Origin of the sequence: Phreatobacter stygius, assembly GCF_005144885.1 — a bacterium.
GTDB classification, from domain to species: Bacteria; Pseudomonadota; Alphaproteobacteria; order Rhizobiales; family Phreatobacteraceae; genus Phreatobacter; species Phreatobacter stygius.
In genome coordinates this window covers 319,089-343,518 of sequence record NZ_CP039690.1, presented here as the reverse complement: position 1 = coordinate 343,518, position 24,430 = coordinate 319,089, and the positions used below count along the sequence as shown (strand labels likewise).

18 protein-coding genes are annotated in these 24,430 nt (G+C 67.7%); 5 read left to right on the top strand and 13 right to left on the bottom strand.

The genetic code is table 11. From position 1 onward, the window contains the following. Window positions 1–5 precede the first annotated feature (5 nt). The 9 genes from E8M01_RS01670 to E8M01_RS01630 form a co-directional block, all read right to left on the bottom strand. On the bottom strand, window positions 6–353 hold the full coding sequence (locus E8M01_RS01670; protein WP_136958523.1) for a TIGR04076 family protein: 348 nt from the start codon (window positions 351–353) through the stop codon (window positions 6–8). Window positions 354–370: 17 nt separating this feature from the next. Next, entirely contained in the window at window positions 371–1,423 is a 1,053-nt protein-coding gene (locus E8M01_RS01665; RefSeq protein WP_136958522.1) for an aldo/keto reductase, read from the bottom strand. 14 nt (window positions 1,424–1,437) lie between these two features. After that, window positions 1,438–2,715, bottom strand: a complete 1,278-nt coding sequence (locus E8M01_RS01660; protein ID WP_136958521.1) for an ABC transporter substrate-binding protein — start codon at window positions 2,713–2,715, stop codon at window positions 1,438–1,440. Continuing rightward, on the bottom strand, window positions 2,712–3,689 hold the full coding sequence (locus E8M01_RS01655; protein ID WP_136958520.1) for a branched-chain amino acid ABC transporter permease: 978 nt from the start codon (window positions 3,687–3,689) through the stop codon (window positions 2,712–2,714). The genes E8M01_RS01660 and E8M01_RS01655 overlap by 4 nt, the downstream gene beginning before the upstream one ends. Beyond that, entirely contained in the window at window positions 3,686–4,585 is a 900-nt protein-coding gene (locus E8M01_RS01650) for a branched-chain amino acid ABC transporter permease (RefSeq protein WP_246088562.1), read from the bottom strand. The genes E8M01_RS01655 and E8M01_RS01650 overlap by 4 nt, the downstream gene beginning before the upstream one ends. After that, the gene (locus tag E8M01_RS01645) at window positions 4,582–5,349 is read right to left on the bottom strand and encodes an ABC transporter ATP-binding protein (protein WP_246088561.1); all 768 of its coding nucleotides are present in this window, start codon (window positions 5,347–5,349) and stop codon (window positions 4,582–4,584) included. The genes E8M01_RS01650 and E8M01_RS01645 overlap by 4 nt, the downstream gene beginning before the upstream one ends. Further along, complete coding sequence (locus E8M01_RS01640; protein ID WP_136958519.1) at window positions 5,346–6,101, bottom strand: ABC transporter ATP-binding protein; 756 nt, start codon at window positions 6,099–6,101, stop codon at window positions 5,346–5,348. Before E8M01_RS01640 ends, E8M01_RS01645 begins: the two co-directional genes overlap by 4 nt. Before the next feature lie 317 nt (window positions 6,102–6,418). Next, the gene (locus E8M01_RS01635; protein ID WP_170181727.1) at window positions 6,419–7,135 is read right to left on the bottom strand and encodes a GntR family transcriptional regulator; all 717 of its coding nucleotides are present in this window, start codon (window positions 7,133–7,135) and stop codon (window positions 6,419–6,421) included. A 101-nt stretch (window positions 7,136–7,236) separates the two neighbouring features. Further along, window positions 7,237–8,244 carry a protein phosphatase CheZ gene (locus tag E8M01_RS01630; RefSeq protein ID WP_136958517.1) on the bottom strand — a complete coding sequence of 336 codons (1,008 nt, stop codon included), beginning with the start codon at window positions 8,242–8,244 and terminating at the stop codon, window positions 7,237–7,239. A 137-nt stretch (window positions 8,245–8,381) separates the two neighbouring features. Here E8M01_RS01630 and E8M01_RS01625 point away from each other — a divergent pair, with 137 nt between their 5' ends. Beyond that, window positions 8,382–9,533 carry an MFS transporter gene (locus E8M01_RS01625; protein ID WP_170181726.1) on the top strand — a complete coding sequence of 384 codons (1,152 nt, stop codon included), beginning with the start codon at window positions 8,382–8,384 and terminating at the stop codon, window positions 9,531–9,533. On the opposite strand, the gene dgcA is transcribed toward E8M01_RS01625, so the two are convergent. Continuing rightward, window positions 9,503–10,486, bottom strand: a complete 984-nt coding sequence (gene dgcA, locus E8M01_RS01620) for an N-acetyl-D-Glu racemase DgcA (protein WP_136958515.1) — start codon at window positions 10,484–10,486, stop codon at window positions 9,503–9,505. The genes E8M01_RS01625 and dgcA overlap by 31 nt on opposite strands. A 1-nt stretch (window position 10,487) precedes the next feature. Next, window positions 10,488–11,543, bottom strand: coding sequence for an N-acetyltransferase DgcN (gene dgcN / locus E8M01_RS01615; protein ID WP_136958514.1), 1,056 nt, complete (start codon window positions 11,541–11,543; stop codon window positions 10,488–10,490). Between the two features lie 140 nt (window positions 11,544–11,683). Here dgcN and E8M01_RS01610 point away from each other — a divergent pair, with 140 nt between their 5' ends. The 4 genes from E8M01_RS01610 to E8M01_RS01595 all read left to right on the top strand — a co-directional run bounded on the left by E8M01_RS01610 (window position 11,684) and on the right by E8M01_RS01595 (window position 15,664). Next, window positions 11,684–12,838, top strand: coding sequence for an MlaE family ABC transporter permease (locus E8M01_RS01610; RefSeq protein WP_246088560.1), 1,155 nt, complete (start codon window positions 11,684–11,686; stop codon window positions 12,836–12,838). 1 nt (window position 12,839) lies between these two features. Next, window positions 12,840–13,607: an ABC transporter ATP-binding protein gene (locus E8M01_RS01605; RefSeq protein WP_136958513.1), complete on the top strand. Its 768-nt coding sequence runs from the start codon at window positions 12,840–12,842 to the stop codon at window positions 13,605–13,607. Window positions 13,608–13,626: 19 nt separating this feature from the next. After that, complete coding sequence (locus E8M01_RS01600; protein WP_136958512.1) at window positions 13,627–14,883, top strand: MlaD family protein; 1,257 nt, start codon at window positions 13,627–13,629, stop codon at window positions 14,881–14,883. Between the two features lie 217 nt (window positions 14,884–15,100). Then, window positions 15,101–15,664, top strand: coding sequence for an ABC-type transport auxiliary lipoprotein family protein (locus tag E8M01_RS01595; protein WP_136958511.1), 564 nt, complete (start codon window positions 15,101–15,103; stop codon window positions 15,662–15,664). A 114-nt stretch (window positions 15,665–15,778) separates the two neighbouring features. On the opposite strand, the gene E8M01_RS01590 is transcribed toward E8M01_RS01595, so the two are convergent. Together E8M01_RS01590 and E8M01_RS01585 are read right to left on the bottom strand one after the other, a co-directional pair. Continuing rightward, window positions 15,779–16,888 (bottom strand): NHL repeat-containing protein, encoded by a 1,110-nt coding sequence (locus tag E8M01_RS01590; RefSeq protein WP_136958510.1) that lies wholly within the window; start codon window positions 16,886–16,888, stop codon window positions 15,779–15,781. Between the two features lie 249 nt (window positions 16,889–17,137). Beyond that, on the bottom strand, window positions 17,138–23,530 hold the full coding sequence (locus tag E8M01_RS01585) for an apolipoprotein A-IV repeat region-like domain-containing protein (RefSeq protein ID WP_136958509.1): 6,393 nt from the start codon (window positions 23,528–23,530) through the stop codon (window positions 17,138–17,140). Window positions 23,531–24,430 lie beyond the last annotated feature (900 nt).

The following is a 24,430-nucleotide window of genomic DNA, read 5'->3' as shown; positions in this document are numbered from 1 at the left end:
CCAATCTACATCGGATCGAGCGGCACCTTGGTATATTCGCTATGCCGATAGGTCTTGGGGGCCAGCCGCGTAATGCGGAAGGCTGCGCCGCAATTGGGGTCGGTGCAGCCGATATCGCCATCCGTCGACATCCAGTCGCAGCGCTGGGTCGGCCGCTGCTTGGCCATCAGGAAGGGCAAGACGGCCAGCATGGCGTAATAACCGAAGGTTGGCCTGTCCTGAGGAAACTCCATGACGCCGCCGCGCAGGAAGAAATAGTCGCCTTCCTTGTGCCGGCAGACCATTGGCCGCGACGTGTCGCGGTGGACGACCTCCACCTTGAGGTCGAAGAGCTCGAAGGCATCGTCGCTCATGGCTGTCTCCGGCGCCGTCAGCGGGCACCGACCCCCTTGGTGTTCTGGTTGGTCCACATGATGCTGCTGTGCCGGCCGCCCGGCACGCGCTCGAGGCTGTAGCAATCGCCCTCCGGGCCGGAGGCCTTGGCGACCACCGTAGCGATCGCCGCCTTGTCGGCGTCGTCGAGATCAAGCGATGCCACCGCCACGAGATCGGCCAGGTGCGCCGCGGTGCGCGCGCCGACAATGGCGGTCGCCACCTGCGGCTTGTCCAACACATAGCGTGTCGCCACCGCCGACAGGCTGACGCCGTGTTTGGCGCCGATCGCGGCGAGCGTGCGCAACATGTCCTGGAACAGCGACCAGGAGCCGAACTCGTCGATGATCAACCGGTATTTGACCAGCGACCGGTTGGCCAATGGCGGCTCCGGCTCGGCGGCGCCGAGCCAGCGCTCCGACAGGAAGCCGCCGGCGATCACCCCGTAACACTGCAGCGCCATGCCGTGCTTCTCGGCGAGATCAGCCATGCCATGTTCGGGCCGGCGGTCGAGCACGGAATATTGCAGCTGGTTGCTGGCCACCGTCACGCCGCTGGCGATGATCTCCTCCAGCCGCGGGCAGTCGAAATTGGTGGTGCCGACCTGCCAGATCTTGCCCTTGGCCTGCATATCGCTCAGCCAGCCCATGGCCTCGACATATCCCGGCACGTCATAGTCCCACCAATGGAACTGGACGAGATCGAGCCGTTCGACGCCGAGGCGGGCGAGCGCCCGGTCGACCAGGAAGGCGATGTCGGCATATTTCAGCACCGGCAGCAGGTCGCGGTCCGGCACCACCTTGGTCTGCACCGTCAGGAGCCGGGCGAGGTCCGGATGGCGCTTGCGAAACGCGCCGATCAGTTCCTCGACGCCGACATAGTGGTCGGCGCAGTCGAAATTGGTGAACCCGGCCTCGACGAAACGCCGCATGTCGTCGATGGCCTGGTCCTTCTCGACCGCGTCGCCATGACGCTCGGCCAATTGCCAATTGCCCTTGGTGATGCGCGAGACGTCGTAGCCTGGCGCCAGTTCGATACGTTCCGCGGCCACCTGATCACTCCTGCTCAAAAGCCGATACGCTTGAAGAAGGCGGCCATCTCGTCGAGCGCGATGACACGCTCGGTGACCAGCCGGCCGCCTTCGATCTTCCAGATCAGCGCCGGGCCGGAGACGTCGCCGTTCTTGTCGAACTGGAACGGCCCGGTGGCGCCGACATAACGGATGCGGGTGCCGGCCTTCAGGAGCTCCAGGGCGCGGCGGATGCCGTCGACGCCGGGCAGAACCTCGGTGCCGGCGGGATCGGTGACCTGGCGCATCTGGTCGCGGATCGCGGTGCCGTCGAGGGTCGCCGCCGCCTGCATGGCGAGCGCGGTGACGACGACGGAATCATAGACGGTGTGCAGGCCGGGTCCGACCGGCGGACGGCCGAACTTGGCCTGATAGGCGGCGTTGAAGGCATCGACCGAGGGGCCGGCGACCTGGGCATTGTCGATGCCGGCGGCGCGGCCGAGGAAACGCTCGCCGACCGCCTTGATGAAGTCGTCCGAGCGCAGCGTGTTGTGCAGGATCATGGTCTGCGGCCCGCCGAGCGAGATCCATTCGCGGGCAATGGTGGCGCCGTCCTGCGACAGTGCGAGCAGCACCAGGGCGTCGGGTTTCAGGGCCAATGCCTGGTTGACCTCGGCGCGGTAGGACGGCTGGTTCTCGTTATAGGCGAAGGCGCCGGCGACGCTGCCGCCCATGGCCTCGAACGCCTTCTTGAAGTCGTTCTGCAAGGTCAGGCCGAAATCATTGTTCACATAGATGACCGCGACCCTCTTGTAGCTGCGGTCGGTCGCCGCCACCGCATGGGCGACGCCCATCACCCGCGAGGTCGGGATGGTGCGGAAGAAATAGCCGTCGGTCCGGCCCTGCTCGGCCATGGCGGTGAGGGTTGGGGTCACCGCGCAGCACGAGACCAGGGGAATGCGGGCGGCCGTCGTGACCGAGGAGACGATCGGCAGCGCGATGCCGCTGCCGACCACGCCGACGATCGCCGGCACCTTCTGGACGTCGACCAGGAAGCGCGCGGCCTCCAGGCCGACGGTCGGCTGGCCGGTATCGTCGCGCAGGATGAGCTCGACCGGGCAGCCCTTGATGCCGCCGGCGGCATTGACGTGTTCGATCGCCAGTTGCGCGGTGTCGGCGATCGGCTTGCCGATCGGCCCCTGCGGGCCGGTCAGCGGAATGATCGCGCCGATGCGGACCGGGCAGCTGACGGCCGGGGCCTGGGCCTGGGCCGGCCCGGCGGCAAGGCCCGCCAGCAGCAAGGCGGACAGGGCCAATGTCAGTTTCGTCTTCATGTCCGTCTCCCGTTCTGTTTCAGGCTGCGAAGTTTCCGGCGGGTGAGCGCGCCGGGGCGCGCATCCGAGCCGATCAGGCCATTGGGCCTGAGGATCAAAGTGCCGATCAGCAAGGTGCCGATCATGATGGCCTGGATGGCGCCGCCCTGGGTCTGCAGGCGGGTCGGCAGGAATGATACCACCGCGACGCCGGACAGGCTCCACAGCGCCCAGACCAGGAAGGCGCCGACAATGGCGCCGCGATTGCTGCCGCTGCCGCCGACGATCAGCATGGCCCAGACCTGGAAGGTCATGATCGGCAGGAAGTCGAAGGGGCTGACATAACCGATGAACGAGGCATAAAGCGCGCCGGCGAGCCCCATGAAGGCCGCGCCGATGACGAAGGCGGTGAGCCGGAAAGCCTCGACCGACTTGCCGAGCGAAGCCGCAGCGGTCTCGTCGTCGCGGATGGCGCGCAGCACCCGTCCCCAGGGCGAGCGCACCAGGCGTTCGAGCGCGACATAGGACAGGATCATCGCGCCGCCCGCCATGGCGAGATAGATGGCGGCGAAGCTGAGCGGCGGCAGGAAGGCGAAGGGCCGCGGCACGCCCGGCATGCCGCGGCCGCCGCCGGTGACGGGGTCGAGGTTCATCAGCAGGAGCTGGATGGTGGCGGCGATGCCGAAGGTGGCGAGCGCCAGATAGTCGGTGCGCAGCCGGATCGTCGCGAGCCCGATGACGGTGGCGATCACGACGGTCGCCGCCATGCTGGCGATGAGCGCGAGCGGGAAGGGCAACTGGATGCCGCTGACGAATTCCGGATTGGCCGGCACGGTCAGGATCGCCTGGGTATAGGCGCCGACCGCGATGAAGCCGACGACGCCGGCATTGAACTGGCCGCACTGGCCCCATTGCAGGTTGAGCCCGAGCGTCGCGATGGCGAAGATCGAGGCAATGGTCGCGAAGAAGATGAAATAGGAGAGCAGCCCGGTCATCGGCTTTGCCCGAACAGGCCCTGGGGCCGGATGAAGAAACAGGCGAGCATGATCAGGAACGGCACGATGGCCTTGTAGGCGGTGGGCAGGACCAGGGTGGAGAGGTTTTCGGCAATGCCGACGAACAGCCCGCCGATGACCGCGCCTGGAATGCTGCCGACGCCGCCGAGCACGGCGGCGGTGAACAGCGGCAAGAGCAGGTTCGCGCCCATTTCGGGACGCAGTTGCACGGTGAGGCCGAACAGCGTGCCGCCGAGCGCGCCGAGCACGCCGGTGATCAGCCAGGTGACACGGATCGCCGCCTTCGGACTGATCGCGCAGGTCTGCGCCAAGCCTGGGTTTTCGGCGACCGCCCGCATGGCGAGGCCGTGGCGGGTATGGTTGAGCACCCACCAGAGCGCGCCGAGCGCCAAAACGGCGGCGGCCAGCACCACCACCTGGTCGGGCATCAGCCTGATGTCGCCGGGCAGCAGGATCGCCATCTGCAGTTCGCGCGAATAATATTCCGGCTGCGGCCCGAAGATCAGCAGCACCAGGTTGCGCACCACCAGCGCCAGCCCGAAAGAGGCGAAGATCAGCACCAGCGGCCCGGCGCTGCGCCGGCGCAGCGGCGCGAACACCAGGGCATCGCCGACAAGCGCGGCAAGCCCGGTCGCGGCCAGCGAGACCAGCAGCGCCAGGCCGATATAGGCGCCGAACGAGAAGGGGTCGATCGGCACTCCGGTTCCGCCCATGGCGAGCACCACGGCCAGCGTCGCATAGGCGCCAACGGTGAGCAGTTCGGCATAGGCGAAATTGGCGAAGCGCAGGATGGCGAGGCCCAGCGTGATGCCGATCGCGCCGAGCGACAGGATGGCGCCGGTCATGATGCCGTCGACGATGAGCTGGGCGATCACGCGGCAACCCTCCCGCCCATGAAGACCCTGCGCAGATCCGGATCATTGGCCAGCGCCTGCGCCGGCCCGGCCATGGCGACCCGGCCTTCGACCAGCACGATGCCGCGGTCGGCGGCGGCGAGGCCGGCCTTGACGTTCTGCTCGACCATCAGCACGGCGACGCCTTCGGCGGCGATCGCCCGCACCGCGGCGAAGATCTCGGTGGTGATCTTCGGCGACAGGCCGGCGCTCGGCTCGTCCAGCAACAGCACGCGCGGATGCATGATCAGCGCGCGGGCGATCGCCAGCATCTGGCGCTGGCCGCCGGACAGTTCGCCGCCATAGGCGCGGCGGCGCTGAACCAGGTCGGGAAAGCGGTGATAGGCCGCGCCAATGCGCTCGCGGACCAGCGAACCACGCAGCCGGTGGGCACCGGCCCTGAGGTTCTCGTCCACCGTCAGGCCGGTGAAGACGTTTTGCAACTGCGGCACATAGCCGAGGCCGGCGGCGGCGAGGTCCTCGGCGGCGACACCGGCGACCGAAACCCCCGACAGCGTGACCTGGCCTGAGAAAATGCCGACGAGGCCGGCGATCGCCTTCATCAGTGTCGACTTGCCGGCGCCGTTCGGGCCGAGCAGCGCCACCACCTCGCCCGAGGCCACCGTCAGCGCCGCGCCGCGCACGATCGGCAGGTCGCGGTGATAACCGGCGGAGAGGGCTTCGACGCTGAGCGCCGGCGCGCTTGGTTCGGCCATGGTCTTTGTGGGCACGGTCTCGGTGGTCATGGCGCGTCGCCGAGATAGGCGTCGATGACGCGTGGATCGGAGCGCACGGTCGCCGCGTCGCCGGTTGTCAGCACGCGGCCCTGGGCCATCACCACGACGGGATCGCAGATGCGGGTCACCAGGTCGATATTGTGCTCGATGATGACGAAGCCGATGCCGCGCCGGTGGATGTCCTGGATCCGCTCGACGATCACCTGCAGGAGCGCCGGATTGACCCCGGCCGCCGGTTCGTCGAGCAGGATCATCTTCGGGTCACCCATCAGCACGCGCGCCAGTTCGAGCAGTTTCTGCTGGCCGCCCGACAGGATACGTGCCGGCTGGTCGGCGAGCGCGCCGAGCGTGACGAAATCGAGCAGTTCGCGGGCGCGTTCGCGCAACGCCAGCTCGCGCCGGCGCACCCGGCCGGGGACGATCCAGTTGTCGTAGAAGCGCTCGCCCGGCCGCTCGTCGGGCACGACCATCAGGTTTTCCAGGACGCTCAGCTCGCCGAAGGGCCGGGGGATCTGGAAGGTACGGGCGAGGCCACGATGGAACATGGCGTGGGCCGGCAAGCCGTCGACGCGTTCGCCGGCGAGCCGGATCTCGCCGGCCTGGGGTTTCAGCGTGCCGGCGAGCAGATTGAACAGCGTGGTCTTGCCAGCGCCGTTCGGCCCGATCAGGGCGGTGATGGCAGTGGAGGCAAAATTCAGCGACACGCCGTCGACCGCCTTCAAGGCCCCGAAGGTGACGGCGATGTCGCGAACCTCAAGCATGCCGCGCGCCCGATCGGCCGACGGTCGTCGCGTCGAAAGAGGCTCCTGCCTGGCTATGGCACCGCGGTTGCCGCACGTCGTCGTCCCTGCTCGTGGCAATCTTTGATCAAAGATTGGTCCGGTTCGCAATGTCACACAAGCCTATTCTTGTGCCGTTCCAGCGCAAGTTTCGGGCACGGCCTCGCATCGGCATCGTGGGCAGGGGTTGATCCGCCGGGGCGGCGGGACGGCGCTAGGGCCTGATCGCCCCGGATCGAAGCACTGAATCGAGGACAGGCCGTCCTCCGCGGGTCGCTTCACTTCGAAACGATTGCATTCTAGGCGCGGCGCGGCTTGGCGGTGCCCGGCTTGTCGAGCAGGGTCCTGACGATGTCGAAGGAGCGGCCGATATCGCGCTCGACGGCCGCGCGCACCGCCATGACGTCGCGCTCCTTCAGCGCCACGATGATGGCCCGGTGGTGGTCGGTCGCCCGGTCGTCGGCGGCATAAAAGGCGTCCGCCGCCTGCCGCATATGCGGGCCGAACTGCAGCCACAGGCTCTCGATGATCGGCGGCAATATGGCCGATCCCGACATGCGATAGAGCGCGAAATGAAATTCGAGGTTCTGCGCCACCGAAGCCTCGATCCCTGAGGTCGTCAGTTCGCGGACCTCGGCCTCGACGATGGCGTCCAGCGTGGCGATGTCGGCGCGGGTGACCCGGGCGGCCGCGAGCTCGGCGGCCAGGCCTTCGATGGCGAAGCGGACGCGTTGCAGATCATCGAGCTTGGCGTGGTCGGCGCGCGGCACGCGGGCGCTGCGGTTGGGCAAGGCCTCGAGGGCCTTTTCGGCGACCAGCTGGCGCACGGCCTCGCGCACCGGCTGCAGGCTGGTGCCCAGCGCATTGGCGAGATCGTTCAGCTTCAGCGCCTGGCCAGGCCGGAAGCGGCCGAGCATGACCAGCCGGCGCAACTGGGCATGAACCTGCGCCCGGACCGTGCCGCGATCGAAGTGGACGATCGGTGTCGGCTCGGGCGCTGCGTTCACGGGTGGCACGATCGGCCTCCGGGTGGGCGGGATATCGGGCATGTCGACGTCATCGATGATCTCGTTCAACCGGGCCAAGGCACCGGCTCGCGCGTCGAGCCGGGCTCGGCTCAGCTCATCACCGCAACCTTTTCGACGAAGCTCAGCTTCTCGATATCCTCGATCGAGGGCAGGCCTTCCGGCGCCTTGCCGCCGGTGCCGGCACCGGCGCGGGCAGGCCGCGGGCTCGGCGCCAGCGGCGTGTCGGCGGTCGACAGCGCCGCCGCCGCGGTGGCGCGCGCCGCGACGGGAACGTCATGCGGCGCGACCGGCGCGGCCGCGACCGAAGGCGCCGCCTGGACGACCGAAGAGGCCGCCGGACGGACGACGGAAGACGTCGCCGGGCGGACGGCAAGGGCCGCCGCGGGCTGTTCGAACAGGCCGTCGTCCATCATCAGGTCGACATCGTCCTGGGCCAGGCCCTCGCCGGGCCGGGCCGGGCCGTTCAGCAGCGACGGCTCACCGGCCTTGGCCGGCAAGGGCGCTGCGGCGACACCGGCATCGCCCCAGATGCCCATCATCGAATCGATCCGGTCCTCCAGGAAGCGCAGCACCCCGATCACCTTGCGGGTGCGCTGGCCGGTCACGTCCTGGAACGAGCAGGCGGCGTAGATATCGGTCGCCTTGGTGTCGATGAGGTCGCAGACCTCGCCCTCGGCGCCCATCTCGCGCAGCGTCCAGGCGATTTCCTGGATGGTTTCGGCCGCGCTCAGGATATCGCCGGTGGCCGTCGCGGTCGCCTGGACGATGGCGTCGAGCTCGACGGAGGCTTCCTCGAAACGGCCGCCTTCGACGCCTTCGGGCTTGATCGCGGCGATTTCCGTCTTGGTGCGGGCGATCGCGCCGGCCATCTCGCGGATGTCCATGCGGATGCGGTCGATCTCGGGCGCGGGACGCGCCGCGCCCATCACCTTTTCCAGCTTGCCGATGGCATCGAGCACTTCCGCCGTGTCGGCGGCGCGGTGGCGCCTGGCATATTCGGCGAGAAACCAGCGGCCGCGGGCGGTCTCCATCACCGCCGCCGCGATGGCGTCGTAATCGTCGAGCCGGGCGGGCAGTGTTTTCGTATCGTCACTCATGCCGATTTGCGCTCTCGCGGGACGGGCGTGGACAGTCTAGAAAGAATGCTGACACGCGAATCTCCTGCGAAATCTTAATGCGCTCCGAGCCGCAAGCAAAATCAAACGATTCGAAGCTATTTGCGACCCGTTTGGCGTTGTTTTACGCCGCTTTGTTCGTTGGTTTCGGGCTGCACCAGCCGTTTTTCCCGATCTGGCTGCGCGCCAAGGGGCTTTCCGACGGCGAGATCGGCCTGGTGCTGGCCTCGGCGCTGATGATCCGGCTGGTCGCCACGCCCGTCATCACCTATTTCGCCGATCGTGGCGGCATCCTGTCGATCGCCGTGGTGATCTGCGCCAGCGCCACCACGGTCGCCTATGTCGGCGTCGGCCTCGCCGAAGGTTTCGGCATGATCCTGATCAGCGTGCTCATCGCCCATTTCGTCTGGAGCCCGCTGATGCCGCTGTCGGACGCCTATGGGCTGGCCGGCGTCGCCAAGCGGTCGCTCGACTATGGCCGGATCCGGGTCTGGGGCTCGGTCGCCTTCATGGCGGCCAATGTGGTTGGCGGCCTGCTGCTGCTGCGGGTGGCGCCGGTGAACATCGTCTGGATGATCTGCCTGAGCTTCCTCTTGCTGCTGGCGGCGAGCATCGGCCTGGTCGCCGACCGGCGCGAGGCGACCACCGGGCCGAAGGGGCCGAGCTATTTCAACGGCCGCTTCGTGCTCGTCATCATGGCGGCAGCCGCCCTGCAGTCGAGCCACGCGGTCTATTACACCTTCTCGTCGATCCACTGGAAGGAGCACATGGGCTATTCGGCGGCGACCGTCGGCCTGCTCTGGGCGGTGGCGGTGGGCGCCGAGATCCTGATCTTCTGGCTCGCCAGCCGGTTCACCCGGGGCTGGCGTCCGACCACCTATCTGATCATCGGGGCGGCCTCCAGCATGGCCCGCTGGGGGGTGATGGCGCTCGACCCGCCGCTGGTCATCCTGGCGCCGCTGCAGGTGCTGCATGGCGGCGGCTTCGGCCTGGTCCATCTCGGCACCATGGTCTATCTCGCCGACCGGCTGCCGCCGCATGCCCGCGCCAGCGGCCAGGGCACGGTGTCGATCGCCATGGGTGCGACCATGGCCGGCTCGACCCTGCTCGCCGGCTATTTCTACGCGCGCATCGGGGCCGGCGCCTATTTCGCCATGGCGGCGCTGTGCCTGGCCGGGCTGATCATCACGCTGGTGGCGCGGTCACTGCCGCTGCCACCGCGGGCTCCCGTTTTCCAGCCTCAGCCCCAGAGGGAAGACGCCGGCGGATAGACGGTGGCGCCGTCGTAACGCAGGCCCTCGGGCCGGTCCTCGCGCAGCAGCAGCGGGCCGTCGAGGTCGACCAGGAAAGCGCGCTGCGCCACCAGCGTCGCTGGCGCCATCGACAGGGATGTGCCGACCATGCAGCCGGTCATGATCTTGAAACCGAGCTTCTCGGCGTCGTCGGCGAGCAGGAAGGCTTCGGTCAGCCCGCCGGTCTTGTCGAGCTTGATATTGATCGCGTCATATTTGCCGACCAGCGAGGCCAGGGTCTTGCGGTCGTGCACGCTTTCGTCGGCGCAGATCGGGATCGGCCGCCTGATGCCGGCGAGTGCGCCGTCGTCGGCGGCCGGCAAGGGCTGCTCGACCATGGCAATGCGGAAACGTTCGCAAACCGCCAGATTGGCGGCGAGATTGGCCGGGGTCCAGGCCTCGTTGGCATCGATCACCAGGGTCGCGTCCGGCACGGCGGCGCGAATGGCGGCCAGCCGGTCGGCATCGCCGTCACCGCCGAGCTTGATCTTCAGGTGGCTGCGGCCGCAATGGGCGGCCGACTGGGCCATTTCCTCGGGCGAGCCGAGCGAGATCGTATAGACCGTGGTGAGCGGCTTCGGCGGGGCAATGCCGGCCAGCTCCCAGGCGCGCTTGCCAGCAAGCTTGGCCTCGAGATCCCACAACGCGCAATCGATGGCGTTGCGCGCCGCCCCGGGCTTCATCGCGGCGAGCAAGCCCTGGCGGTCGAGGCCGTTGTCGATCGGGTCGATCATCGCCTCGATCTCGGCGGCGACCCCGTCCACGGTCTCGCCGTAACGCGGGTAGGGCACGCATTCGCCGCGCCCGACCGCCGAGCCCTGCCGGATCTCGCAGACCGCGACGACGGCCTCGGTGCGCGAGCCGCGCGAGATGGTGAAGGTGCCGGCGATCGGCCAGCGTTCGGTCGAGACGGCGAGATCGCGCGAGGCCATGTCAGCGAGCCCTCCGGGCGGTCGAACGGGCTTTCGGCTTCGGCTCCGGTTCGCCATAGAGCTCGGCGACGGCGTCGACCAGCGGCTCGACGCCGAACCGCACCGGGTCGGTGGCCGGCAGTTCATACTCACGCGACAGCCGGTCGAGCACGCTGAAGGCGGCGTCCTCGCCGAGGTGTTCGGTATTGACCGAAAGCCCGACGCAGGTGATCGCCGGATTGGTCAGCTTGCCGAGCGCAATGGTCAGGTCGATGACCTCGCCGATCGACGGGATCGGCGTATCGACGCCGCGCATGGTGCGCCGGGTCGGCTCGTGGCAGACGATGAAGGCATCCGGCTGGGCGCCGTGCAGGAGGCCGAGCGTGACGCCGGCAAAGGAGGGGTGGAACAGCGAACCCTGGCCCTCGACCACGTCCCAGTGCATCGGATCGGCATCCGGGGTGAGCCATTCGGCGGCGCCGGCAATGAAATCGGCGACGACGGCGTCGACCGCCACGCCACGCCCGGAAATGAAGATGCCGGTCTGGCCGGTGGCGCGGAAATCGGCGTCGAAACCGCGGTCGCGCATGCCTTTTTCCATGGCGAGCGCGGTGTATTTCTTGCCGACCGAGCAGTCCGTGCCCACCATCAGCAGGCGCTTGCCCGACCGGAGATTGCCCTTGCCGGTCGGGAAGGTCTGGGTCGGATGACGGACGTCGAACAGCTTGGCGCCGTGCTTCTTGGCGGCGGCGGCGATCTTCGGCGTGTCGCCGAGGCGGGTGTGCAGGCCGGTGGCGACATCCATGCCGGCCTCGATGGCGGCCACGATACTATCGATCCAGTGCGGCGCCAGGACGCCGCCGGCATTGACCACGCCGACCACCAGGGTCTTGGCGCCGGCCTTGGCGGCTTCCGCTATGGTCTTGTCGGGCAGGCCGGTATCGGCTTTGCAGCCTTCCAGGCGCAATTGGCCGACACACCAGTCGCGGCGCCAGTCGACGATACCTTGCGCGGTCTTCGCGGCGAGCTGGTCGTGAACATCCCCCAGGAACAGGAGATAAGGCTTGGCGATTTCCATGGCGGCGATCCGAAGCGGTTTGGGATTGGCAGGGCGCCTCGACGGAACCCGGCGCCTCCTTTATGGAGAGGAGTGGCGCGCGTGCCAAGCCGGTCGCGCGCATGCGCCTCAATCAAAATCGAGCCTGGCGAAATCGAGCCGTGACAGTCTCAACCGCCGTACCAGCCGCCCAGCTGACCAGCCAGGTCGAGGCCAGCAGGCTGACGATCACGCTGGCCGGCTGCTGGACCGCCGAGACCGCCGGTGCGCTGGAAGATGACGCCAAGAGCCTTTTGACCAAAAGCGGCACGCCGGCCGCGGTGGTGATGGATTTTTCCGCGGTCGAACGGCTCGATACGTTGGGCGGCACCCTGGCGCACACGATCGAGAAGGGCTTTGCCGACAAGGGCGTTCCGGTCGAGCGGGTCGGTCTGTCGGAGGCCGCGACGGTGATCTATGGCGAGGTGGCCGAGGGCCTGTCGGCGCCGCTGCCCGCACGCCCCGTGCTGCCGCCGCCGGTGATCCAGGCGCTGCAGAAGGTCGGCGAGCAGGCGGTCGGCGCCCGTGACGACTTCATGGCGCTGCTGTCGTTCCTCGGTGAGGTGGTGATGGCGGTCGGCAGCCTGTTCACCGGCACCGGCCGGTTCCGCGTGCCGGCGGTGATCACCCAGCTCGACCATATCGCCTTTCGCGCCGTGCCGATCATCATGCTGATCACCTTCGTCATTGGTGCGATCATCGCCCAGCAGGGCATCTTCTTTTTCCGCCGCTTCGGCGCCGACAGCTATGTGGTCGATCTCGTCTCGATCCTGACCATGCGCGAGATTGGCGTGCTGATCGTCTCGATCATGGTGGCCGGCCGGACCGGCTCGGCCTTCACGGCCGAGATCGGCTCGATGAAAATGCGCGAGGAGATCGACGCGCTGCGCGTCATGGGGCTGAACCCGATCGAGGTGCTGGTGCTGCCGCGCCTCATCGCGTTGATCATCGGCCTGCCGCTCCTGACCATCATCGGCGACCTCTCGGCGCTGATGGGCGGGGCCATCGTGTCACAGGTCTATGGCCAGTTGCCGATCGAGCTGTTCTTCAGCCGGATGCAGGAAGAGGTTGGCCGGCGGCACATCTGGATCGGGCTCGCCAAGGCGCCGTTCATGGCCTTGATCATTGGCCTGGTCGCCTGTGTCGAGGGTCTGCGCGTGCAGGGCTCGGCCGAGAGCCTGGGCCGGCAGACCACCGCATCCGTGGTCAAGGCGATCTTCCTGGTCATCGTGGTCGATGCGGTTTTCGCGGTCTTTTTCGCAGCGATCGATCAATGACATGACCAGTGAAGTGATCATCTCCGTGCGCGATCTGGCGGTCGGCTTTAACCACCGGCTGATCATCGACGGGCTCGACCTCGACGTCCGGCGCGGCGAGGTGCTGGGCGTGGTCGGCGGTTCGGGCACGGGCAAGTCGGTGCTGACCCGCTGCATCATCGGCCTGGTGCCGAAGCGGCGTGGCAAGATCGCGGTGTTCGGCGAGGACCTGGATGATGCGACCGCCGCCGAGCACAAGGCGATCGAGCGGCGCTGGGGCGTGCTGTTCCAGCATGGCGCGCTGTTCTCGTCGCTGACGGTGAAACAGAACATCCAGGTGCCCTTGCGGGAATATCTCAAGCTGTCCGAACCGCTGATGGACGAGATCGCCCGGCTGAAGATCGCGCTGGTCGGCCTGAACCCGGATGCGGCGGAAAAATACCCCTCGGAACTCTCCGGCGGCATGATCAAGCGCGCGGCGCTGGCCCGCGCCCTGGCGCTCGACCCGGAGATCGTCTTCCTCGACGAGCCGACCTCCGGCCTCGATCCGATCGGCGCCGGCGAGTTCGATACGCTGATCAAGACCCTGCGCGACACTTTGGGGCTGACGGTGTATATGGTCACCCATGATCTCGATAGTCTGGCGCGAATCTGCGATCGAATCGCGGCTCTCGCCGACGGCAAGGTGATCGTGACAGGGACGATGGCGGACATGCTCCGCCAGACCCATCCCTGGCTCAAGAGCTATTTTGGCGGCGAGCGGGCGCGCGCCGCCAGGATTTCAGGCTGACAACGAGGCGCGGGCGCGCATGGAGACCAAGGCCAATACCACGCTGATCGGCGCCTTCACGCTTGTCGTGCTGGTGATCTTCGGCCTGTTTCTCTGGTGGTTCCTGCGTGCCGGCGACAGCACCAACCGGGTGCAGTACCAGGTGATCTTCTCCGGGCCGGTGGCCGGCCTGAACCGCGGCGCCAATGTCTTCTTCAACGGTATCCGGGTCGGCGAGGTCCGCACCATCAGGGTCGATCCGGCCGATCCGCGCCAGGTCATCGGCACCATCGCGGTGGCCGCCGATACCCCGATCCGCAGCAATACCCGGGTCAGCCTGGATGTCGCGATGCTGTCGGGCGTCGCTGCCCTGTCGCTGACCGGCGGTTCGGCCGATGCGCCGCCGCTGGCGCCGCCGGCCGAGGGCCAGCTGCCGGTGCTGCGCGCCGACCCCTCGGCGATCCAGGACCTGCTGCAGGGCGCGCGGCAGATCATGACCAATGCCGACAATCTGGTGCGCCGGCTCGACGACACCATCGCCGCCGGCCAGGGCGGCTTCGACCGCAGCCTGCGCAATGTCGAGCGCTTCACCCAGGCGCTCGGCGACAACGCCGACAATGTCGGCGCGCTCCTGAAGGATTCCGGCGACGCGGCCAGGCAGATCGCGGCGCTGACCAAGCGGCTCGACGCCGTCACCAGCCAGATCGAGGTGATGCTGCAGGGGATCGAGCCCGGCCGGGTCGGCGCGATCCTGCGCAATGTCGACGAACTGACCCGCGGGCTCGCCGGCCAGACCGATTCCTTCGCCGAGCTGATCCGCGACGCCAGGACCGCCGCCGGCGCGATGAGCCGGACGCTGACCGCGCTCGACGGCGACCGGATCAACCGGGCGCTGGCCAATATCGACCGGTTCACCCAGACGCTCGGCGACAATTCGGCCAATGTCGACCAGATCGCCAAGAATGCCGCGGAGGTCTCGGCCAAGCTCAACGGCATGGCCGATCGGGTCGACGCTTTGCTGCGCGGTTTCGAGGGCAATGGAACCAGCAACATGTTCGCCGAGTTCACCAATACGGCGAAAGCGGTGAGGACACTGGCCGAGCGCCTGGACAGCCGGACGGCGCAATTGACCACGTCGATCTCCGGCTTCACGGATCGGACGATCCGGGATATCCAGTCGCTGTCGGCCGATGGCCGGCGCACGCTGTCGGAGCTCGAACGGACATTGCGTTCGCTCGAGCGCAACCCACAACGTTTCATCTTCGGTGGCTCAGGCGTGCCGGAGTACCGGCGTTAGAGTACCGCAGCTGAGCTTTTTTCCGGTTCCTGGAATCGGCAGGACGCTTTAGCGTGTCAGCTTGTCGTCATGTCTTGCACGCGCCCGCGCAGCGTCACTATTGACGGGCCGGGGCCCACGTCGCTTGAAATGCTCGGGAAGAACAAGCGCCCGCGCCGAACGCGGACAGGGAATGAGGTTGGGATTGAGTCAGCGGCGCGGACAGTTTCGGATCGGGATGGCCTTGGCCGTCGCGCTCGCCGTGTCGGGTTGCGCCTCCAGCAACGCGCCGCAGACCTATGACCTGACGGCGCCGACCAGCTTTCCGACGCGGCCGGGCGCCCAGCGCGGCCAGCTCATGGTGGTCGAACCGAAGGCCATTGCCAGCCTCGATACCGAGCGCATCGCGGTGCGCGGGGCGGGTGGCGCGGTGTCCTATCTGACTGACGGCGCCTGGGCCGACCGCCTGCCCAAGCTGTTGCAGGCACGCATCATCCGGGCCTTCGAAAACGCCAATCATCTGCGTTCCGTCGGCCGGCCGGGCGACCGCCTGGCGTCGGACTTCCAGCTGTTGAGTGAAATCCGCTCGTTCGAGGTGGTGGTCGGCGCCGGTGGCGAGGTGGTGGTCGAGGTCTCGGTCAAGCTGGTCAACGACCGCTCCGGCCGGATCCTGGCCGGCCAGGTGTTCTCCGGCCGCGCGGCGGTCGGAGCCATCGACGCGGCAACCGTCTCGGCCGCTTTCGACCGGGCGCTGCAGACCGTGCTGCGCGACGTCGTGGTCTGGGCTTCGGCGCGGGTTTGAGGGGTTAGGGCTTCACGCGGAGAGAAAGCGCTGAACCAACCCTCTCCCAAGGGAGAGGTTCGATTCTGTGGCGCTTTTCACCTTCTGGCCGCGTCCTGAGAATTCTCCCCACCCCTACTGCGCCGCCCGCCGGCGCAACACCATGTCGCCGCGCAGGAGGAAGCGCTGGGCGCGCTTGGCGTTGTCGACCTCGGTGGTGAAGATATTGCCGCGTGAATCCAGCGCGACGTTGTGGATCCAGTGGAACTCGCCGGCATTGCGGCCGCTGCGGCCGAAGGCGCCGACGACAGTGCCGCTGGAGCGTTCGAGGATGCGGACCTCGTTATTGGCGCCATCGGCATTGATCAGGAAGGTCTCGTTCGCATCGGGAAACAGTTCGAGGTCCCAGACCGAGCCATTGGCGAGCGTTCGCCGCTCGACGAAGAACTCGCGCACGAAAGTGCCGTCGCGCTGGAACACCTGGACGCGGTTGTTGATCCGGTCGCAGACATAGACGAGCCCGTCGCGCGACAGCCTGACACAATGGACGGGATTGCCGAATTGAGGGGAGGGCGGCGCGTCCGGGCTGAACGCCGGCAGCCTGAGATCGGTCGGCGGCCGGCCATAGGCCCCCCACATGCGCTTGAAGGCGCCGGTCTCGCTGTCGAAGACGATGATGCGATGGTTGAAATAGCCGTCGGCGATATAGATCTCGCTGGCCGCGACATCGACCGTCATGTTGGCGGGCCGGCCGAGGCGGGCAGTGTCGGTCGAATTGGTCTGAGGTCCGCTCCGGCCGATCTGCAGCACGAACTTGCCGTCGCGGGTGAATTTCAGCACATGCCCGTCATTCTCGCCATTGCCGGCGATCCAGACAAAACCCTTGCCGTCGATATGGATGCCATGCTCGTTCTGCGGCCAGTTGTAACCTTCGCCAGGCCCGCCCCAGGAGCGCAGCAGCGTCCCCGACTGGTCGAATTCCAGCACCGGCGGCGCCGGCCGGCAGCATTTCGAGCGCGGCGGATCGAGGGCGGCGGCACGCTCGTCGTCGGTCAGGGTGCGCGGCCGCTGCAAGACCCAGACATGGTCATCGCCATCGACCGCGACACCGGCCGCCTGGCCCATGAGCCAGTTGTTCGGCAATGACTTCGGCCAGGCCGCGTCGACCTGGTAGCTCGGCGTCTCGGCGGCCTGCGCCAGGCTCGCGACAAGCACCAGAGCCGCCGCTGCGATCCATCTCCGCATCACATCCTCCCCGGCTTCGTCCTCGCGGGCGTTTCGACGCCGCTTCGTATCGGCAACGATACGCCGCCTGTCCGGCCTGTCGCCGGCGTTTCGGAATGGCTGATCCGTGAGGGCGGAAGCCTTCGAAGGTCGCAGGCCGGCGGAGCGACCAGCCATGGGCTGATGTCTTCAGCAGCCGTCCTGGCCCGGCGCCTCAACAAAAAGGGCGCCTCGCGGCGCCCTTTTGTCTGTCCTCGGGGTCGATCCGGCTCAGTCGAACCGGCCGCTCGAATGGGCCAGCAGGGTGAACACCTTGCCGGTTTCCGAGGTCAGGTAGGTGCGGGCGAGCGAGCCGTCGCGATCGTTGCGGTCGACATCGCCGAGCAGCCGCTGGAACTCGTCGATATAGCGGTCGACGGTGTCGCGGAACTCGCTGTCGCGGCGATAGCGGCGGCGCAGGTCGTCGAAGGTCTGCTGGCCCTGGGTGGTGTAGAGCCGGCGCGAGAACACATTGCGTTCGCCCCGGCGCCAGCGCTCCCAGAGGTCGACGACCGCGTCGTGATCGACCATCCGGGCGATGTCCGAGGACAGGGCGTCGAGATTGTCGAGGGCGGCAGGCGCCGGGGGCCGGCGCGAGGCCGGGCGCAGCGGCTCGCCGTCGCTGTCGTCGGTCGAGGCGCGGGCGAGCAGGTCCGACAGCCAGCCGCGATCGGCCGGACCGCGCACCGGCTCGGTGCGGGCAGGGGCCTCGCGGCGGGTTTCAGCAGCGCGCGGCCGCGGCGTTTCGGGCTTGGGCTGTTCGGCCCTCGGCACTTCCGCTCGGGAGATTTCGGCGCGCGGCAGCTCGGTAACGCCGGCGCCGCGCAGCGGCATGACCGGCAAGGGCACCGGCTCGGCGCGGCGCGACGGCGACGAGGAGATCGGCGCGGGATCGGCCACGTCATAGGCCCGGCCGGACTTGGCGACGATGTCGTTCAGTTCGGCCAGCGCCTTGATCTGCTCGGCGACCACGCGGCGCATGGCCGCGGCGTTTTCCTGGGTCTCGCGCGGGATCTCGACCATGCCACGGGACAGCTCGCTGCGGGTCGCAGCCAGCTCGGCCTGGATCTCGGCCGCCATGCCCTTCATGCCCGAGGTGAGCGCGGCGAAGCGCTCGGCCGCGTCATGGAACAGGGCGTTCATGTCGCCGGTCGCCTGGTCATAGGCCGAGCGCAAGGCGTGGGTGGTGCGCTCGCGCTCCTTGCCGGTGGCCAGCCGCAAGGCATCGGCCTGTTCGTGGATCGCCTGGGTGGTCTGGCCGGTGGATTCGACCAGCACCCGGCCGATCTCGCGGGCCCGGTTCTCGGCGGCGCCGAGATTGTCGTCGAGCAGGCCGGAGAAGCTCTTGATCAGGTTGTCCATGTCCTCGGTCTTGCTCGCGAGGTGGCTGACCAGGTGCTCCAGCACGCCGCGCCGCTCGTCGAGCGACGTGTCGAGCCGGTCCTGCATCTTGTCGACCTGCTCGGCGGCGCTGGTCAGCACGGCGGCCTGGGTGTCGAGCCGCTCGGTCAGCGCCGAGACGTCCTGCAGCACCGTGCTGGCAACGGTCGAGAGCTGGCTGATCTGGCCGTTGAGCAGCTGGGTCGAGGTTTCCGCCGTCGTCGAGGCGGTGTCGACGGAGTTGCGGAACTCGTCGATGCGCTTGCCGAGCTGGCGGTTGATCGAGCCGAGATTGGTCTCGGCCTGGCTCGACAGTTCGCGCAGCACGATGTTCGACTCGGCGAGCTTGCTCAAGAGGCCGCCGATCTCGCCGCGCAGCTGCTCGTTGGTGGTGGTCAGCGCCGCGATCGATTCACGCGCGCCTTCGTCCACGGTGGTGCGGAAGGCGGTCGAGGAATCGGTCAGCGTGCGCGCCGCCTGCTCGCTCGAATCGGTGATCGAGCGGGTGACCTCGATGCCGGTTTCCGACAGAGCCTGGGTGATCTCGGCGCCCTTCTGGCCAAGCACCTCGGCAATGGTGGCGCCGCGGTTTTCCAGAGCCCGCACCACGATGTCGCCGACGCGGCTGACCTCGGAGGTGATGGTCTGGCCGTTTTCGCCAATGCGCGAGACGAGATTGCTGCCGCGTTCGTCGAGCAGCGAGGCAAGCTCGGTCGAGCGGGCACCCAGCACCGCGTTGATCTCGTTGACGCGGGTCGACAGGCCCAGCGTGATGTCGCTGGAAATGGTCGACAGCGTCCGCTCGACCTCTTCGGCATTGGAGCGCAGCGTCGAGGACACCGCCTCGACCTTGGCGGCGAGCTTTTCGGCGATCGAGGTGCCGCGCTCGTCGAGCGATTGCGACACGGTCTCGAGCCGGCCGACCACGACCTCTTCGAACCGGGCAACCCGGGTGTCGAGGGTCTCGGCCACCTCCTGCGCGCGGCTGCCGAGCGTGCGGTTGATCTCGTCGGCCTTGTCGCTGAGGGTCGCGGTGATCTGATCGGCCTTGCCGGTGAGGGTGTAGGTGACCTCGTCCGACTTGTCGCTCAGCGTCCGGGTGATCTCGCTCGACTTGGCGGTGAGGTTGTCGGCGATCTCGGCCGACTTGCTGGCCAGCGTCTGGGCGATCTCGTCGGAGCGGGAGGTGATGTTGTAGGCGATCTCGTCCGACTTGACGGCGAGATGTTCGACAATGGCGTCGGACTTGGACGTCAGGTTCTGGGCGATCTCGTCCGACTTGATGGCCAGATGCAGCGCGATGGCGTCCGAGCGGGTCGTCAGGTTGTTGGCGATCTCGTCGGACTTCGAGGTGAGGTGCCGGGCGATCTGATCCGACTTGGCGGTCAGGTTCTGGGCAATCTCGTCCGACTTGGTGGTCAGGTTCTGAGCGATCTGCTCGGATTTCTCGGTGATGCTCTGGGTGATCTCGTCGGACTTGCTGGCGAGATTATAGGTGATCTCGGCCGACTTGTTCTCGAGCGCCTCGGTGACGCTGCGGCCGCCGTCGCCCAGCACCTTGGCAAGTTCGAGCGTGCGGCTGGCGAGCGTCGAATTGAACGCCTGGGCGCGGTTGTCGAGCGCCTGGTCGATGCGGGCGAGCCGTCCGTCCAGCGCCTCGGTGATCTCGGTGCTCTTGCTCGCCACCCGGTCGGCGAATTCACGCGTGTCGTTGAGGATCCGGTCGGCCAGTTCGCCGCCCTTGCCGGCAATGGTCGCCTCGAGCGCCCCGACATGGTTGGTCAGCTTGTGGTCGAGCAGGGCGACATGGGTCGCCACCGACTCGCCGAGCGTGGTGGCGTGACCGGCGACCCGCATCTCGAATTCCGAGGTGTGGCGGCCGATCGCGTCCTCGAGCGAGGTGGCGTGCGACGAAACCAGCTCGCGCAGACCGGAGGTGTGCCGGCCAATGGTGTCCTCGAGCGTCGCGGCGTGGCCGGCAACCCTGGATTCGAACCCCTGGCTGTGGCGGCCGATGGCCTCTTCCATGCTCGCGGCCTGGCTGGAGACCCGCTCCTCGAAGCCGGTGCTGTGGCGGATGATCGCGTCCTCGATATTGGCGGCGTGCGAGAGCACGCGCTCCTCGAAGCCGGAACTGTGCCGGATGATCGCGTCTTCCATATTGCCGGTATAGCCGGCGATGCGCTGCTCGAAGCCGGCGCTGTGGCGGCCGATCGCCTCGTCCAGGTTCGCCGCATGGGCGGCAACCCTGGATTCGAATCCGGAGCTGTGACGGTTGATCGCATCTTCCAGCGTCACCACGTTCTGGGCGATGCGGGTGATGATGGCTTCGCCATGCTCGCCGACCGCCGACGACACGGCACTGGCCGCGGTCTGCAACTGGCTGGTCAGATCGTCGCTCTTGGCGGCCAGAATGGCGGCGACGTCCTTGCCGATGGCGCCGAGGCGATTGCTGAGGTCGGTGCCCTGGGTGGCGAAGGCCGAGAGCACGTCGGTGCCGGCGAGCTCGATCTCCGACTTCAGGCCGGTGGTGCGCTCGGAAATGGCGGTCGTGACGGTTTCGCCGGCGCGGAACAGCGCCAGTTGCACGTCCTGGGCCTTTTCGGTGAGGGTCTCGACCACCTGAATGCCGACATCGCCAATGGCGAACTTGGCTTCGCTGGTGCGCTGCGCGATCGCGTCGGCGATCAGCTGGCCGGTGACCGACAGGCGCTTGTCGAGCTCGTCGCCCTGGACGGTGACGGTGGAATGCAGCCGGTCGCCGGTCTCGGCGATGCGCTGAACCAGCGTGTCGCCCCGCTCGCCGAAGATATTGCCGGTTTCGGCGATCCGCGCCACCAGCGCATCGCCCCGTTCGCCGAAAGTATGGGTGATCTGGCCGCTGGTCGATTCCAGCTTGTCGATGACGCTGGCAACCGTGACCTGCAACTGGTCGCCGGTGTCGGAGATGCGGCTGACGAGCGCCTCGCCGCGCTGGCCGAAGGTCTCGGCAATATGGCCGCTGGTCGCTTCGAGCTTGTCGACCACGTCGGCGACGGTGGTCTGCAGCCGGTCGCCGGTCTCGGCGACGCGGGCGACGAGCACGTCGCCGCGCTGGCCGATGGTTTCGGCGATCTGGCCGCTGGTCGCTTCGAGCTTGTCGGTGACGTCGGTGACGGCGGTGTGCACCCGGGCGCCGGTTTCGGCGATCCGGAAGGCGATCGCTTCGCCGCGCTGGCCGATGGTTTCGGCGACCTGTCCGCTGGTCGTTTCGAGCCGGTCGACGACGTCGATGACGGTGGCTTGCAACCGGTCGCCGGTTTCGGCGATGCGCGTGGCGAGCAGGTCGCCGCGCTGGCCGATGCTCTCGGCGATATGGCCGCCGGTCTGTTCGAGCTTGACGACCACGTCGGTGACGGTGGTCTGCAGCCGGTCGCCGGTTTCTGCGATGCGGGAGACGAGCACGTCGCCGCGCTGGCCGAGGGTTTCGGCGATATGGCCACCGGTCAGCTCGAGCTTGTCGACCACGTCGGTGACGGTGACCTGCAGGCGGTCGCCGGTCTCGGCGATGCGGGCGGCAAAGGCGTCGCCGCGCTGGCTGATGCTGTCGGCGACGAAGCCGCCGGTCGATTCGAGCTTGTCGACAACCTCGCCGCCGCGGATCGACAGTTCGCTGACGATGGTCTCGCCGGTGTCCTTCAGCCGGGTGGTGACCTCGTTGCCGCGGGTCGAGAGTTCGAACACCAGCGTTTCGCCGGCTTCCTTCAGGCGCGAGGTGACGTCGCTGCCGCGCACCGAGAGTTCGTTGACCAGGGTTTCGCCGGTCTCCTTGAGGAGCGAGGTGACCTCGCCGCTCTGGCTCGACAATTCGGCGACCAGGCTGTGGCCGGTCTCGCGCAGCAGCGAGGTGACCTCGCCGCCGCGGCTCGACAGTTCGGCGACCAGGGCGTCGCCGGTATCCTTCAGCCGGACCGACACTTCGCCGCCGCGGCTCGACAGCTCGGTGACCAGGGCTTCGGCGGAGTCCTTCAGCCGCGTCGCCACTTCGTCGGCGCGCGAGGCAATGGCATGGGTGATGTCGGCACTGGTCGCGGCCAGGTGCTCGGTCATCGTCGTGCCGGTTTCCGACAGCTTGGCGGCCATGGTCGAGCCGGTCTCGGCCATCGCGATGGTGACGCTGTTGCCGGTGTCGGTCAGCACCGTGGTGACCCGGTCGCCGGTGGTCGACAGGGCCCGGGTAACGTCGTCGCTGGTCGCCGCCAGGCGCTCGACGATGTCGGAGCCGCGCACGTGGATCTGGTCGATCATGTGATCGCCGGCGCGGCCGAGCGCCACCGTGATCGCCTCGGCCTTGTCGGCCAGGCTGCCGGTGACGCGCAGGCCGCTTTCGTCGATCCGGCGCGACAGGTTGTCGCCGGCTTCGGCCATCTGCGAGGCGAGGTGCTCGTGGGCGCCGGTGATGGCGCCGCGGACGCGCTCGGAATTGGAGACGATCGCCTCGCGCTGGGTGACCAGTTCCTCGATCAGGTTGCGGATGCGCAGTTCATTGTCGTTATAGGCGCGCTCGAGCGAGGCGACCTCGTTATGGACAAGCGATTCCAGCTCGTTGGCGCGCGCCAGCGCCCGCTCGACGCCGTCGCCCATGGCGGCGACCTCGCGGCGGATGGCCTGGCCGACCGAGACGACGGATTCACGCGCGATGGTTTCCGGCTCGGCCAGGCGAATGGCGACTTCGCTCATGCCGCGCGCGACGATGCGCATTTCCTGGGTGCGGCGGATCAGCCCGCCCATGACGAAGAAGAAGACGACCGGCAGGACCAGCGCGGTGAGGAAGGTGAGGACGGTGGGGGAGGCGAAGTCGACGCTGGCGCCGGCGAGCAGGCGCGAACCGAGGAACAGGCCGAGCCCGGTCCAGGCGATCGACATGAAGAAAGCGATCCAGAGCGGTGTCGCGGAGGCGCGCCTGGACAGACGCTCGAGCAATTGGGCGATGTCGCGCCGGTCGTCATTGGCGGCGGCCTGGCTCGGCGCCACCACGCTGTCGGCGCGTTTGGTGTCGGCAAACAGATCGTCGTCGACCTTGACCGGCGAGGCCGATGCCTTGGCGTTCTCGGCCGACCGGGTCGCCGGCTGGACCTTGGAGGGTTCCTGAACCGCCGGCTTCGTCGTGCCCTTGGCCTCCTCGGTCGCGAGGTTCAGCGCATCCTGGATCGCCGCAAGAGCCGCTTCAGCCGGATCCTGGATCTTCTTGGGAGTGTTCGCCATGGTCGTCGCCCGCGTCCTCATACTCTCGCAGACAGGCCCCCGACAGCCTTCGTGTCACGGCCCAAGTGCCTCTCGGACGCAACACGACGACCGGCGGGACAACAGTCCGCCGCACCAATAATCTACCGATGAGATCTTCGGAAAGATACCGCGACACCCCAGCGTTTCTCAAACATCGTTAACGCCTTGTTCACCATGTTTTTAGCCAAGTACTTGAAATGGCTTGGTTGATGGAATCCCACCCGGCCAAACGTTCCTTTTGTGTTCGTTAACCTGTGGATCAATCAGGGCGAACCGCCCGCTATCCGCGGCCGCGCCGATCGCCGCCGCCTCCCGGCAAGCGAGGACGCCGCGCGATTTCCGAAGCCCGCCGGCCTCGGCTGCGGAGGCCGGCGTTTCCGGTGGCCGGCGCGCGGCGCGCGATCGCCGGTCGCGCCCTCAAGGCCAAGAGCGCGCCACCGCAGCACCATGCCGGTCCAGGTCGTTGTCAACCTTGGCGGTGGCTTGCCCGATCGCCGGCACATCCCGAGACCGGGAAGCCCAGGGATCAAAGCCAGGCGGCAAACCGGGTCCCGTCGCGGGCTTCGGAGCACCGGCCGAAGACCGGCCTTCGACCTCCGGCATCGGCTGACCGGCGCGGCATTTTCATGCCACATTCCCTTGCGAAAGGTTGCCCTTGATCCGTGTTGAGGAAGCGCGGATTTCAAGCATGGAGAAAGCAGTTGAACTATAAATCAGCAATCTTCCCTAAGGTCGTTGTAATTGCCGTTGGCCTTTTTTCTGCGGGAAATGCCTCCGCCGGGGGCGTTCGGGCGGCCGATAACGAACCGCCGGCAGGTCTGTCGCAGCGGCTGGCCCAAAGTCCACTGCCGGCCTGCATTCTCTATTCGTCGTCTCGTT

Excerpts from the sequence above, each read along its gene's own strand:
- E8M01_RS01670 (WP_136958523.1), bottom strand. The coding sequence starts at position 353 with ATGAGCGACGATGCCTTCGAGCTCTTCGACCTCAAGGTGGAGGTCGTC.
- E8M01_RS01660 (WP_136958521.1), bottom strand. The coding sequence starts at position 2,715 with ATGAAGACGAAACTGACATTGGCCCTGTCCGCCTTGCTGCTGGCGGGC.
- E8M01_RS01655 (WP_136958520.1), bottom strand. The coding sequence starts at position 3,689 with ATGACCGGGCTGCTCTCCTATTTCATCTTCTTCGCGACCATTGCCTCG.
- E8M01_RS01645 (WP_246088561.1), bottom strand. The coding sequence starts at position 5,349 with ATGACCACCGAGACCGTGCCCACAAAGACCATGGCCGAACCAAGCGCG.
- E8M01_RS01640 (WP_136958519.1), bottom strand. The coding sequence starts at position 6,101 with ATGCTTGAGGTTCGCGACATCGCCGTCACCTTCGGGGCCTTGAAGGCG.
- E8M01_RS01630 (WP_136958517.1), bottom strand. The coding sequence starts at position 8,244 with ATGAGTGACGATACGAAAACACTGCCCGCCCGGCTCGACGATTACGAC.
- dgcA (WP_136958515.1), bottom strand. The coding sequence starts at position 10,486 with ATGGCCTCGCGCGATCTCGCCGTCTCGACCGAACGCTGGCCGATCGCC.
- dgcN (WP_136958514.1), bottom strand. The coding sequence starts at position 11,543 with ATGGAAATCGCCAAGCCTTATCTCCTGTTCCTGGGGGATGTTCACGAC.
- E8M01_RS01605 (WP_136958513.1), top strand. The coding sequence starts at position 12,840 with ATGACCAGTGAAGTGATCATCTCCGTGCGCGATCTGGCGGTCGGCTTT.
- E8M01_RS01600 (WP_136958512.1), top strand. The coding sequence starts at position 13,627 with ATGGAGACCAAGGCCAATACCACGCTGATCGGCGCCTTCACGCTTGTC.
- E8M01_RS01595 (WP_136958511.1), top strand. The coding sequence starts at position 15,101 with ATGGCCTTGGCCGTCGCGCTCGCCGTGTCGGGTTGCGCCTCCAGCAAC.
- E8M01_RS01590 (WP_136958510.1), bottom strand. The coding sequence starts at position 16,888 with ATGCGGAGATGGATCGCAGCGGCGGCTCTGGTGCTTGTCGCGAGCCTG.
- E8M01_RS01585 (WP_136958509.1), bottom strand. The coding sequence starts at position 23,530 with ATGGCGAACACTCCCAAGAAGATCCAGGATCCGGCTGAAGCGGCTCTT.